At 58.6% G+C, this 12,194-nt stretch carries 14 protein-coding genes; 6 read left to right on the forward strand and 8 right to left on the reverse strand.

Features of this window, described 5'->3' with window-relative positions:
* Positions 1 to 39: 39 nt before the first annotated feature.
* On the reverse strand, positions 40 to 774 hold the full coding sequence (locus RQ738_RS11520) for a protoglobin domain-containing protein (protein WP_314165363.1): 735 nt from the start codon (positions 772 to 774) through the stop codon (positions 40 to 42).
* 108 nt (positions 775 to 882) lie between these two features.
* Here RQ738_RS11520 and RQ738_RS11525 point away from each other — a divergent pair, with 108 nt between their 5' ends.
* The 6 genes from RQ738_RS11525 to RQ738_RS11550 all read left to right on the forward strand — a co-directional run bounded on the left by RQ738_RS11525 (position 883) and on the right by RQ738_RS11550 (position 7,478).
* A complete protein-coding gene (locus RQ738_RS11525) occupies positions 883 to 1,830 on the forward strand; it encodes an ABC transporter ATP-binding protein (protein ID WP_314165364.1) in 948 nt (315 codons plus the stop codon).
* Positions 1,827 to 2,588, forward strand: coding sequence for an ABC transporter permease (locus tag RQ738_RS11530; RefSeq protein WP_314165365.1), 762 nt, complete (start codon positions 1,827 to 1,829; stop codon positions 2,586 to 2,588). The genes RQ738_RS11525 and RQ738_RS11530 overlap by 4 nt, the downstream gene beginning before the upstream one ends.
* A gap of 11 nt (positions 2,589 to 2,599) precedes the next feature.
* Positions 2,600 to 3,967 (forward strand): GldG family protein, encoded by a 1,368-nt coding sequence (locus RQ738_RS11535; protein ID WP_314165366.1) that lies wholly within the window; start codon positions 2,600 to 2,602, stop codon positions 3,965 to 3,967.
* 2 nt (positions 3,968 to 3,969) lie between these two features.
* Positions 3,970 to 4,824, forward strand: a complete 855-nt coding sequence (locus tag RQ738_RS11540) for a DUF4340 domain-containing protein (RefSeq protein ID WP_314165367.1) — start codon at positions 3,970 to 3,972, stop codon at positions 4,822 to 4,824.
* Positions 4,825 to 4,838: 14 nt separating this feature from the next.
* Positions 4,839 to 5,657 (forward strand): bifunctional DNA-formamidopyrimidine glycosylase/DNA-(apurinic or apyrimidinic site) lyase, encoded by an 819-nt coding sequence (mutM, locus tag RQ738_RS11545; protein ID WP_314165368.1) that lies wholly within the window; start codon positions 4,839 to 4,841, stop codon positions 5,655 to 5,657.
* Positions 5,658 to 5,777: 120 nt separating this feature from the next.
* The gene (locus RQ738_RS11550; protein ID WP_314165369.1) at positions 5,778 to 7,478 is read left to right on the forward strand and encodes a diguanylate cyclase domain-containing protein; all 1,701 of its coding nucleotides are present in this window, start codon (positions 5,778 to 5,780) and stop codon (positions 7,476 to 7,478) included.
* A 2-nt stretch (positions 7,479 to 7,480) separates the two neighbouring features.
* Here RQ738_RS11550 and RQ738_RS11555 read toward each other — a convergent pair whose 3' ends face one another.
* The 7 genes from RQ738_RS11555 to RQ738_RS11585 form a co-directional block, all read right to left on the reverse strand.
* On the reverse strand, positions 7,481 to 7,966 hold the full coding sequence (locus tag RQ738_RS11555) for an MOSC domain-containing protein (RefSeq protein WP_314165370.1): 486 nt from the start codon (positions 7,964 to 7,966) through the stop codon (positions 7,481 to 7,483).
* A 10-nt stretch (positions 7,967 to 7,976) separates the two neighbouring features.
* Complete coding sequence (ggt, locus tag RQ738_RS11560; protein ID WP_314165371.1) at positions 7,977 to 9,644, reverse strand: gamma-glutamyltransferase; 1,668 nt, start codon at positions 9,642 to 9,644, stop codon at positions 7,977 to 7,979.
* 77 nt (positions 9,645 to 9,721) lie between these two features.
* Positions 9,722 to 9,973 (reverse strand): YfhL family 4Fe-4S dicluster ferredoxin, encoded by a 252-nt coding sequence (locus tag RQ738_RS11565; protein ID WP_314165372.1) that lies wholly within the window; start codon positions 9,971 to 9,973, stop codon positions 9,722 to 9,724.
* A gap of 59 nt (positions 9,974 to 10,032) precedes the next feature.
* The gene (gene coaD / locus RQ738_RS11570; protein WP_314165373.1) at positions 10,033 to 10,512 is read right to left on the reverse strand and encodes a pantetheine-phosphate adenylyltransferase; all 480 of its coding nucleotides are present in this window, start codon (positions 10,510 to 10,512) and stop codon (positions 10,033 to 10,035) included.
* Between the two features lie 31 nt (positions 10,513 to 10,543).
* Positions 10,544 to 11,104, reverse strand: a complete 561-nt coding sequence (gene rsmD, locus RQ738_RS11575; RefSeq protein WP_314165374.1) for a 16S rRNA (guanine(966)-N(2))-methyltransferase RsmD — start codon at positions 11,102 to 11,104, stop codon at positions 10,544 to 10,546.
* 1 nt (position 11,105) lies between these two features.
* Positions 11,106 to 11,441 carry a glucosamine--fructose-6-phosphate aminotransferase gene (locus RQ738_RS11580; protein ID WP_314165376.1) on the reverse strand — a complete coding sequence of 112 codons (336 nt, stop codon included), beginning with the start codon at positions 11,439 to 11,441 and terminating at the stop codon, positions 11,106 to 11,108.
* Between the two features lie 94 nt (positions 11,442 to 11,535).
* The gene (locus tag RQ738_RS11585) at positions 11,536 to 11,949 is read right to left on the reverse strand and encodes a two pore domain potassium channel family protein (RefSeq protein WP_314165377.1); all 414 of its coding nucleotides are present in this window, start codon (positions 11,947 to 11,949) and stop codon (positions 11,536 to 11,538) included.
* Between the last annotated feature and the right edge of the window lie 245 nt (positions 11,950 to 12,194).

Consider the following 12,194-nt stretch of genomic DNA (forward strand, 5'->3'; position numbering starts at 1 on the left):
CTAATATCTGCGCGTATAATTCTTTGTCTCTCATGGCTTCTACGGTAACCTACCCACTTGATTTGGTGAAGAGCCAATCTTTTTAAAGAAATCGATATCCGCCATGATCACGCACATCGTCTGCCGGTCGGAGAACCGATCCAGATACTGCTGCAACACCCCCTCGGCGTGTTCCCGCGAGACCAGGCCGGTCAGGTCATCGGTGATCACCTTCTTGCGCAGATCCGCGCCTTCACTGCGCAGTTCATCCAGCGACGCTTCCAGATCATGCAGGTGTGAAGCATGGTAGGTTTCTATCGCCAGGGTCATGTCGAGCGCAACGGTCTTGTGAATAAAGGCACACAGACGGCGGCCATTGACACCCGCCTCCTCGAAGCCGTCCGGAATCGCATCGAGCATGAGCTGCTGTAACTGGCGGTAGGCGCACTGGTACAGCCCCAGGTTCAGGCCAACCCGCTTGTGGGCCTCGCCCACCAGCAAACGGTGGTTGAAATAGGCCTCCGTATCAAATGCGACGCCAAAGCTGCGCAGGTAATCAGCCTGGGTGACTTTAAGCGCCGGCAGATCACTTTCGCTGATGATGCGCCTGAATTCCGGGAACCTGAGCAGGTAGGCGTAAAACTCGTCGATAATCGACTCGACCTGCGGCTCGAGAATATGTCGATGTAAAACACGGGCAGTATCGTGATCGGCCGCACCCAATTCAAGCATATCGAGCAGAGTCTGACGGCGTGCGTCATCGAAGGCGAAAGCCTTGCAGTAATCGGTCTTCATAAGCCAAAAGGTCGTGATATAGTATTTAATAAGGTTGGTCTAGAGTATATCGTTTATACGTAGAATTCCTTAAATTTTATTATTAAATACAACAAGATGAACAAGGTTATGTCCGGCGATACACTGATTCAGGTTCAGCAACTGCACCGCTATTACGGCCCGCTCCACGCCGTGCAGGGCGTCGACTTCAGCCTTAACCGTGGTGAAGTACTCGGGTTCCTTGGCCCAAATGGCGCGGGCAAGACCACCACGATGCAAATGCTCAGCGGCAACCTGGCCCCCAGTGCCGGGCGGGTGTTGATCCACGGCCATGACATTCTTGACGAGCCCCGGGCCGCCAAGGCCGCACTCGGTTACCTGCCTGAGCAGCCGCCACTGTATCGCGAACTGACCGTGCTCGAGTACCTGCACTATTGCGCCCGCCTCAACCGTATCCCGAAGCCACAGATCGCCGCCGCCGTCGACCGGGCACAGGAACGTTGTGGTCTCGGTCAGGTCGGCAAACGCCTGATCGGCAACCTGTCCAAGGGCTACCAGCAACGCGTCGGCATTGCCCAGGCCATTATCCACACCCCGGAAGTCGTCATCCTCGATGAACCGACCGTCGGTCTCGACCCCATCCAGATCCGCGAAATCCGCGCCCTGATCCGGGAACTCGGCCAGGAACACAGCGTGATCCTCTCCACCCATATCCTGCCCGAGGTACAAACAACCTGTGACCGCGTGCTGATCATCAATCGCGGCCGGATCGCCCTGCAGGACGACCTCGCCGGCCTTGATGCCCGCCTGCAACAGGGTGGCTTCCGCGTCGGCCTGCAACAGCCGCCGACCGTGGAGACCTTGCTGGCCATGCCGGGCATTGAACGCATTGAGCGCCTTGATACGCAGCACTTCCTGCTGTTCTGTGATACCGGCTTCGAGCCGGCGGCCTTTGCCCGTGAGGCGGTGGAACAAGACTGGGGGCTGAATGAACTCAGCCCGCAAATGCGCACACTGGAGCAGGTCTTTATCGACATTACCTGCCGTGAGGAAACCGACAAGGAGGCCGCCGCATGATGATCCTGCATATTGCCATGCGTGAACTGCGCAGCCTGTTTTTGTCACCCCTCGCCTGGGCCATCCTCGCCGTGCTGCAATTCATCATGGCCTGGCTGTTTCTCGTCCAGATCGAGGCCTTTCTGCAGATCCAGCCACGCCTCGCCGCCATAGAGGGCGCGCCAGGGCTGACCAGTATCGTTGCCGTGCCGCTACTCGATACGGCGGCGTTTTTATTGCTGCTGGTGACCCCGCTCCTCAGCATGCGCCTTATCAGTGAAGAGCGTCGCAGCCAGACCATCAGCCTGCTGTTTTCGGCGCCGCTCTCCATGACCGAGATCGTGCTCGGCAAGTATCTCGGTCTGCTTGGCTTCCTTGCCGTCATGCTGGGTATGTTCCTGCTCATGCCCCTGTCGCTGCTGGCCGGCGGCAGTCTCGACTTCGGCCTGCTCGGCGCCGCCGCACTCGGGCTCTTTCTGCTGATTGCCAGCTTTGCCGCCATCGGCCTGTTCATGTCATGCCTGACCTCGCAACCGCTGATCGCCGCCGTGAGCAGCTTTGGCCTGTTGTTGTTATTGTGGATCATTGACTGGGCCGGCAAGGCCGGACAGAGCGAACAGGCCAGTGGCCTGTTCAGCTATCTCTCGATCCGGGAACACTTTGAATCCTTTACCCGTGGCGCCATCAGCAGTATCGACCTGGTGTATTACCTGCTCGTCATTGTGACTGCACTGGTCATGGCTATCCGCCGCCTCGACGCCTACCGTTTGCAGCACTAAGGACGCGCGACATGCAAGTGACGAAAAAATCCCGGTTAAGAATTCGCCTCCAGAATATTGTCTTTGTTGTCCTGTTCCTCGGCATCATCGGCCTGCTGGCCTGGCTGAGCACACGTTACACGCTCAGCGATGACTGGACTGCCGATGCCCGCAACACCCTGTCGCCGACCAGCGTCGAGCTGCTGAAGACCATCGACAAACCTGTCCATATCACCGCCTTTGTCCGCGAAGACCCCCGCTCCAGCGCGATACGTAAGCGGATTACGCAAATCGTCGGGCGCTACCAGCAACATCATGCCGACATCAATCTGCGCTTTATCAACCCGGACCTCGAACCGCAAATGACGCGGGAGATGGGCATCCGCACGGAAGGTGAAATGGTGATCCGTTACGGTGAGCGCAGCGAGAACCTGCAGAACCTGACCGAGCAGTCGCTGACCAATGCCCTGCAACGTGTCGCCCGCAGCGCCGAACGCTATATGGTTTTCCTCACCGGGCACGGCGAGCGCAATCCGCTTGGTCGCGCCAACCACGACCTCGGTGACTGGGCCAACCAGCTACAGGCCAAGGGCCTGAACATTCAGACGATTAACCTCGCCAACACGCCGCGGCTGCCTGACAATACCTCGATGCTGGTTATCGCCAGCCCCCAGGTCAGCCTGTTGCCAGGCGAGTATTCGGTTATCGCCAGATACCTCGCCGCCGGCGGCAGCCTGTTATGGTTAGCCGACCCGGGTGAGGTGCACGGCCTCGGTGGCCTTGCGGAACGACTCGGCATCGAGTTCCAGCCCGGGATCATTGTTGATCCGACGACCGTGTCACTCGGCATCCAGGACCCGCGCTTCACCATCGTGACCGAGTACGGTGCCCAGGCCGTGACCGCCGACTTTGATAGCATTACCGTGTTCCCGCAGGCCAGTGGTCTCGAGATCGTTGACGGCAGTGACTGGCAGGCCGATCCCTTCCTCACCTCCGCCGCCAACAGCTGGTCGGAGACCGCCGAACTCAAAGGCGAACTCGAATTCACTGCTGGCGAGGATATCCCCGGGCCACTGAATATCGGCGTGATTCTGACCCGCCAGGTCGGCGAGACAGAGGCCAGCCCTGCCGAGCAACGCGCCATCGTTATCGGCGACGGGGATTTTCTCTCCAATGCCTATCTCGGCAATGCCGGCAATCTCGACCTTGGCTTGAACCTCGTCAACTGGCTGAGTCGTGATGAGAACTTTATCGATATCCCGGCGCGCACCGCCAGTGACCTAAAGCTCGAACTCTCGCCGTTCAGCGCCGGGTTCATCGGTATCGGCTTCCTGTTTATTATTCCACTCTCACTCCTGGCCATCGGCATCTTTATCTGGTGGCGCCGCCGCCAGGCCTGAGCATGTCACGCAACCTTCTCAACCTTGGCCTGTTTGTTGCCGTGCTGCTCCTGGCGGCACTGGTGATGTGGGCGCCCGGCGAGCAACCCGCGAACCTCAGCGAGCTGTCCTCACTGGCGCCCGGCGACATCCGGCGGATCCAGATTCAGCGTGATGCCTTGCAGGATGTTGAACTGGAAAAGCAGGATGGTCACTGGCAGATGCTCAGTCCGTATCGTGTCGCTGCCGACAAGACGCGCGTCGGTGCGCTACTCAGGCTCATCAATACAACCAGTCATGTGCGCTTTCCGGCCAGCGGCCGCGAGTTGGCCGACTATGGTCTGGAAACCGTGCTGGCGCAGGTCAAATTCGATAACCAGCTATTTCAGTTCGGCGACCTTGAGCCCATCAGCAAACGTCGCTATGTTCTACTGGAAAACGAAATCCACCTCGTCACGGATTTGTTTTATCACCAGCTGCGGACCAGTGCCACGCAGTTTGTGTCACCGCGCTTATTAACCGATGCACAGCGTATCCGCCGCCTGCGTCTGCCTGATCGCGAGTATGAACTGAAGCAGGATGGCAGCTGGCTGCTCACGCCTGCCGTCGATGCCGTCTCCGCTGACCAGCTGAACACCTTTATCAGTAACTGGCAGCGCCTGCGGGCCAACCGCGTCAGCGCCGCAGCCGCAGATGACAGCGAGGAACGGATTCACATCGAACTGGCTGATGGTAACGAACTGGTTTTCGAGGTCCTGCGCCCTGACGATGAGGTCGTCTTTGTGCGCCGCGACCTCGGCCTGCAATACCATGTTGCCAGGCAGATGGCCGAGCCGCTGTTTAGCCTGCCCAAACCGGCGGCACTGGAAAAGTATTAACGCCAGCCCTCGCCATGCCTGAATTACCCGAAGTCGAAACCACCTGCCGCGGTATCGCGCCGCATATCGAAGCTCGTACGGTGACTGGCGTTATCGTCCGCAACCGCAACCTGCGCTGGCCCGTGCCAGCCCGACTGAACCGGATACTCATGGACCAGCGTATCGAGCAGGTCAGCCGCCGGGGCAAGTATATCCTTCTGTACACAACCGCCGGTTGCCTGATTATGCATCTCGGCATGTCAGGCAGCCTCGGCATTACCGCTGCCGGCAAGCCGCCGCGCAAACACGACCATGTCGATATCGTCTTTGACTCCGGCCAGTGCCTGCGTCTGCATGACCCGCGCCGCTTCGGCAGCATTCACTGGACCACCGCCGAGCCGCTTGAGCATGCCCTGCTCGCCGGACTCGGCCCGGAACCGCTGGCCCGCGAATTTGATCTTGCGTATATCTGGCAGGCCTCGCGCAAGCGCCGTGTCGCTATCAAGTCCTTTGTCATGAACAGTCATATCGTCGTCGGCGTCGGTAATATCTACGCCAGCGAGGCGTTGTTCATGGCCGGCGTCCATCCACGGCGAGCGGCTGGTCGAGTAACGCGCAAGGATTACGAAAAACTGGTCAGGGCAATAAAAACCGTGATCCGCGCGGCGATTAGGCAAGGCGGCACGACATTGCGTGACTTCACCCAGAGCGATGGCAATCCCGGTTACTTCAAGGTAAAGCTCAAGGTCTATGGTCGCGAGAACGAACCGTGCACAATCTGCGGCACGCCCATCCGCCAGCTTGTTATCGGCCAGCGTGCCAGCTACTTCTGCCCGGCCTGCCAACATACCTGACAACCGACAGGTTGCAGTGGGTTATGCCGGGTTAATCTCGCACTTTAACTCAAGTTTTTATCGCAGTGGTCGATAAGAGTTTATTCGGAAATTCCTTCATCCACATACTTAATCACTTGTATGAAACCTCCACAGCACGTCTGTAAAAAATTTCTCTGGTCCTGCCTCTCGCAGCCGGTGTACCGCCTGTTACTGGCCGGTTTGCTGGTCGTTGCCATTATCCCGATCGGCGTTCTCAGTGCCAAGCTTTACCAGAATGCCTGGGATAATGCCTGGCGTGAGATCAGTGAAAAACACCGTCTGCTAGCCGAGAACCTCGCTTCGCCGATTCATATCTATATCAATGATCACAAGGCCATGCTGAAGCTGGTTGCTACTTCGATTCAGCGCGATATTCGACAGCAACAGGGTGCGTTGGCAGACTACACCCATACCCTGCTACACGCCCATGGTTTTCGCTCCCTTACCCTGGTGGGGCTGGATGGCAAGACCATTACCGGCACTGCCGACGAAGATACCTTTGCCGGGGAAACCGGTTTCATCAAGACACGCGATAGTGGCCAGTCTGAGCTCTCCAATATCAAGCCCAGCCCCATTGATGACAAGCCGACACTGATCCTTTCTGAACCGGTATACGATAGCGAGGGACGGCTGCGCGCCGTCCTCCTTGGTGAACTCAGTATCACTTTAATCGAACAACTCCGCAGCAAGATAAAGTTTGGCATCAAGGGACACTCCGCTATCGTTGACAAGACCGGCCATGTCATCGCGCACCCGAACCCGGACTGGATGATCGAGATGCGTGACCTTTCGCACCTCTCCGTCGTCAAGGAGATGATGGCGGGTCGAACCGGTGTCACCGAGTTCTATTCACCCTTTATCAAGCAGGACATGGTCGCCGGCTATACCGCAGTGCCGGAAGTTGGCTGGGGCATTATGGTGCCACAACCGAAAGCCGAGGTGGCGGCACAAGTGACGGCGTTACTTACGGAAAACTATCGGTGGGGGCTGTTTGGCCTGTTCTTGAGTGTTGCGCTGGTAATACCGCTGGTAAGCTGGATCACCCGCCCTATCAACAGGCTCGCGACTGCCGCGAACAGCCTGGCCAAAAACGATTTCAAGGGTGAACTGCCGCAATTATCAGACTTCGCCCCACGGGAAATCAGGCAACTTGGTAGCGACCTGCAATTACTGGTGGGTGGCCTGCAACACTCCCACACGATGATTAATGCCTTGAATGAATCCCTGCAGCATAGGGTTTCTGATGCCACCAGCCAATTACGTGATGCGAATATGCAATTGACCTTGCTCGCTCAGGAGGATCACCTCACCACCCTCTCCAATCGCCGTCACTTCGAAACCCTGTTACAGGAGAGCCTCGAAACCGCGCCTGACCATCAGGATACCCGGATGTGCCTGATGCTTATCGACATCGATAACTTCAAGTCCATCAACGATACCTATGGCCATGCCGCCGGGGATACAGTGCTTTCACATATTGCCAACCTGCTGAAGACTATCATGCGACCCGGGGACCTGACGGCACGTTACGGTGGCGACGAGTTTGTTGTGCAAATGAATTGCATGCCGGAAATTGGCCGTAAGCGCGCTCAGGATATCCGTACAGCGGTCGAACAATCCGGCATATTCTGGCAAGAACAACGTATCAGTGTCACGGTCAGTATTGGTGTCCTGTATACCCGGGCGAACGGCATCAAGGATATCGATAATCTGATGCGTCTCGCTGATACGGCCATGTATGAGGCGAAAAATGCTGGCCGTAACCGCATCGTGGAAATACACAACATGGTCTCAGTCTGAGTTCAGATATCAGCCTCGCCCAGCAGACGCACTGCATCTGCCAGACGAATCTCTCCACTACAGACCACGCGCGCATTGATACCGCCGTGCCCACGCATGGCGTTGAAGCCGCCGGGACCGAGGGTCTTTTCCATTCGCGAACAGGGCGGGCAGGTGCCGGTACCTTCGAGGATAACCTCGCCAATGGCAAAACGCCGATCGCGCAGGGCAAACAGGTTGATAGCCGAGACCACAATATTGCGCCGCAACCATTCCGGCGGAATCCTCTCGTGCCCGGTCAGGGCCGCCAGCATCGGCAAGTGCTCGGCCTGGATCAGGGTGACCTGGCGCTTGCCGCCTTCGCGCTGGCTGCGGTGGTCGCCGGCAAGACCCTTGTTTGCCAGCGCCTCGACATGCGCAACGCTATCCAGGGGGGCGCGCTTCGCCGGACGCAGGCCAAGCCATTCGACCCGGCCCTGTTGCGGCATGCTGGCGAGTAATTCATGCATTAACATTTTATCACCTGACGTCTGCATGCCCGATACCGCGCGGGTCACTCGCCGCCGTGACGCGATTATGTTCGCGTTGCCAGGTCACGACCTGCATATTGCCAAAGTCATCACGCTCACTAAGCATGTGGCCGCGCAATTGCAGCTCGATGGCCAGCGCCTCGCTAAAGGCGCCGCGTTCGTACTGAACCTCATCCGGCAGGTACTGATGGTGGTAGCGGCGCCGGCTGACTATCGCCTGTGCCTCGGCGCCGTCGAGATAGGCGAAGATGCCGTGCATGACCATGGTAATGATGCGGCTGCCACCCGGTGTGCCGATAATGGCGAGGCCGCGTGCATCCTCAACAAAAGCCGGTGACATACTCGACAACGGCCGCTTATATGGCGCGATGGCATTCGCCTCGGCACCGACCAGCCCGTAGACATTCGGCGCCCCCGGTCTGGCCGAGAAATCATCCATTTCGTCATTGAGCAAGATACCTGTCCCCGGCACGACAAAACCGCTACCGAACGGGTAATTAATGCTAAGAGTGGCGGCCACGCGGTTGCCCTCGCTATCAAGAATCGAAAAATGCGTCGTATCGGTGCCCTTGCCAGGCGCGCCGGTCACCGCCCTTAACGTGCTGCTCGGGGTTGCTGTCGCCATATCGAGATTCGCGCCTAGCTGCTGTGCGTGCGCCATGCTCGTCAGCCGCGTCACCGGCACTGCCACCACATCCGTATCCCCAAGGTACTCGGCACGATCGCGGTAGGCCCGGCGCATGGCCTCGATAACAAGATGTACCCGGTCGGCCTGGTCATGAACCAGCGTTTCCTTCAGGTGCAACTGGTTGAAGATTGTCGCCAGTGCCACGCCACCCGATGAGGGTGGCGGCACCGAGGTGATTCGCGCTCCACGGTAAGCCATCTGCACCGGCTCACGGGGCAACGCCGCATAGCGGGCCAGGTCTTCGAGTCGCCAGATCCCGCCGGCATCGCGCACCCCGGTCACCAGTTGCTGGGCGTAACGGCCCGTGTAAAAACCCGCGGCACCCTCTTCCGCCAGCAGGGTCAGCGTGTCGGCCAGCGCGGGTTGTTTGATGAGGTGCCCTAAGGGTGGCACCTTGTTGTCGAGAAGAAAGATACTCGCCGCGGCCGGTGAGGCCTGCAGGGCCTTGAGACGAAACGCCGCCATTCGCTGGTAATAGGCCTCCACCGCAAAACCCTCGCGGGCGATACGGATAGCGGCAGCCAGCGTCTGGCCGAGGGGTAACCGCCCGTAGTCACGGACCAGCAGCGCCAGCCCCGCCGGCACTCCGGGGATACCCGCCGCCAATGGCCCATCCACCGAAGCCCCCGGGCGAACCTTGCCCCGGGCGTCCAGATACATATCCCGGTGCGCGCGGCCCGGCGCGGTCTCACGGCCATCGATCATGACCTGAAAACCATCCCGCGCCCGGTGCAGCAACCAGAAGCCTCCGCCACCAAGCCCCGAGCTATAGGGCTCGACAACGGCAAGCACGGCACTCACCGTGACCGCGGCATCAAAGGCGTTGCCGCCCGCCGCCAGAATCTCATGCCCGGCGCGAGTCGCGGCGGGGTGGGCCGTGGCGATGCCGGCGGCATGCCGTGCCTGTGCCCAAAGGGGCGAGACTGTAAGGGAAATAAAAAACAGCAGGCTGAAGATGAGTGTGCGCATGGTCAATAACAACAAAAGGCTCCGATGAGGAGCCTTTTTATCACATGCACGGCTTGAACACAGCCTGTGCAAGGGGATTACTTGGCAGCCATCAGGGCCGCATATTTTTTCTGCAGATCTTCATTGGTCTCGACACGATCCGGGTTGCCAGGGATGCAGTCGACCGGACAGACGTCGACGCACTGCGGTGTGTCATAGTGGCCAACGCACTCGGTGCACAGGTTCGGGTCAATCTCGTAGATCTCGTCACCCTGCGAGATGGCCTCGTTCGGGCATTCCGGTTCGCATACATCGCAGTTGATGCATTCATCGGTAATCATCAGGGCCATGAAAAAAATACTCCATTTCGGGATTAGGGGCACACGCCGTATATTAGCGTATTCGTATATTAGCCGATCCGCTCACTGAGTGCAGCCCCGACTTTTGCATGGACAAAAGAGGAGACGTCGCCACCAAGACAGGCAATTTCACGCACCAGGCTTGAGGATATATACGCATATTGCTCGGCCGGAGTCAGAAACAGGGTCTCGATTTCCGGCGCCAGGCGGCGATTCATGCCCGCCAGCTGAAACTCGTACTCGAAGTCCGAGACGGCGCGCAGGCCTCGCATGATAACCTGGGCCCCCTGTTCATGGACAAAATCCACGAGCAAGGAGTTAAAGCCTATCACCTCGACATTGCCCGTATCGGCCAGCACCTCGGCGGCCAGCGCCACCCGTTCCTCAAGGGTAAATGTCGCCCCCTTGCCGGGATTCTCGGCGACGGCGACCACGACCTTGTCAAACAGGCGCGCGGCCCGCTCAATCAAGTCGCTGTGGCCATTGGTGATGGGGTCAAAGGTCCCTGGATAGATTGCCGTAATTTTCATGGCGCTAAGCTACCATGCCCGTGCCATGCTGTCAGCCGCCGCCGATCAGACAGGCCAGTGACTCCCCGGCCCGGGTCTCGCGCAACACCTGCCAGCCGGCCGGCAATTCGGGCATCGGCTGGCGCTGCGGGCGTTCCATATAGAGACGAAAGCCCTCGTTCAGCCAGCCATCAGCCGCGAGGCTCGCGCACAGCCCGGCCAGCACATCATCGCGGAACGGCGGGTCGAGAAAGACGATATCAAACGGCTCGGCGGGGCCGCGTAGAAACTGCTCGGCACGGGCCTGCACACAATGCCCCTTGTCCTGACCGAGCAGGGCCAGGTTCTCACGAAGCCTTTGCAGCACCCGGCCATCACGCTCGACGAACACGACCTCGGCGGCCCCCCGCGACAGGGCCTCCAGGCCCAGCGCCCCGCTGCCGGCAAACAGGTCGAGGCAGCGCGCCCCGTGGATTTGTATCTGCAACCAGTTGAACAGGGTCTCACGCACGCGGTCCGGCGTCGGCCGCAGGCCGTTTGCCTCGGGGAAGCTGATCTTACGGCCACGCAGTTCACCGCCGATGATGCGCAGTGTGTTAGCGGCCCTTGCCATGTCAGTCGGATACCACGCTTATGTTTGCCTCGCTGGTAACCTTATCAATCGTCATCAGCAGTTCACAATAACCATTGATGGGCATCGGCTCGTCGCCGCAACCGCAATTGACCACGATCTCGGTGAAAAAAATCCCCACCCTGGCCTCGACCGTCCCGCCTGTCTCGCGACTGCCAAACACGGTTGCCGTGAGGGGGCGCGCATCGACAAAGCCCGCCTGGCTCACCGCCTTGTGCAGGGGCAAGTCGGCCGGTGCCAGTGCCTCCAGTTCGGCCTTGAGCACCGCCGAAAAGGCCGTTGTGTTCCAGGCCTGCAGGGTCTTGGGGAGTATCAGCATACGGTGTCAATCTGAGGCTGCGTTATTAAACCGGTATTTCATCCCGGCTGATGTTACCAGATAGCCCACCGGCAAGGGTATTCAACCAGCCTGGTTACTTCTTCGACTGTTTCTTCTTCAACTGCTCAACGTGCTCGATCAAGGTATCAACGGTTTCCTTTAACAGGTCCAGTTCCTCTATCGTCAAGTCATTCAGTTGCTCGAGATTGTATTCAACAGTATCGATGATTCGCTTGTGCGGGCGTTGCATGGGGCGCATGAAATAAGTGGTTACCGTGGCAACGATAGTCCCGAAAAACAGGACTGAACCCAGAATGATCCAGATCCCGCCCAGCAATTGGGCGACGGCGGCGCTCGGTGTGTCAGCGATGCCCGCCGTCGAAAAGGCCGCCACGCCCCAGTAAAGCGCCTCGCCGTATGATGAGACAACAGACTCGGCGCTACCACGCTCGGCCAGGTAGAAACCGGCAGAAAACACCAGCCACAGCACGACCAGCAAAACAATCATCTTCACAAAAGGCGTGTGAACTAAGACATCCCTGGCAAAACGCCTGAGCCTTGTTTGACGCGCCCGGTGTATCCTTACCATAGAGCTGCCCTCTGGAGAAGTACTCAATCTGAGTGATATGTTTTGAAATTAACAATTAAACCGACTCGCCGCAAAATGTATTTTTCCTCACTGCTGTCCTGTTAACATAAGCCTGATAAGCCGTAAGCTTCGGATAAATAAGGTAACCAGGTTGATAGATGCGC

This window comes from Sulfuriflexus sp., assembly GCF_032250955.1.
Taxonomy (GTDB): Bacteria; Pseudomonadota; Gammaproteobacteria; order AKS1; family AKS1; genus Sulfuriflexus.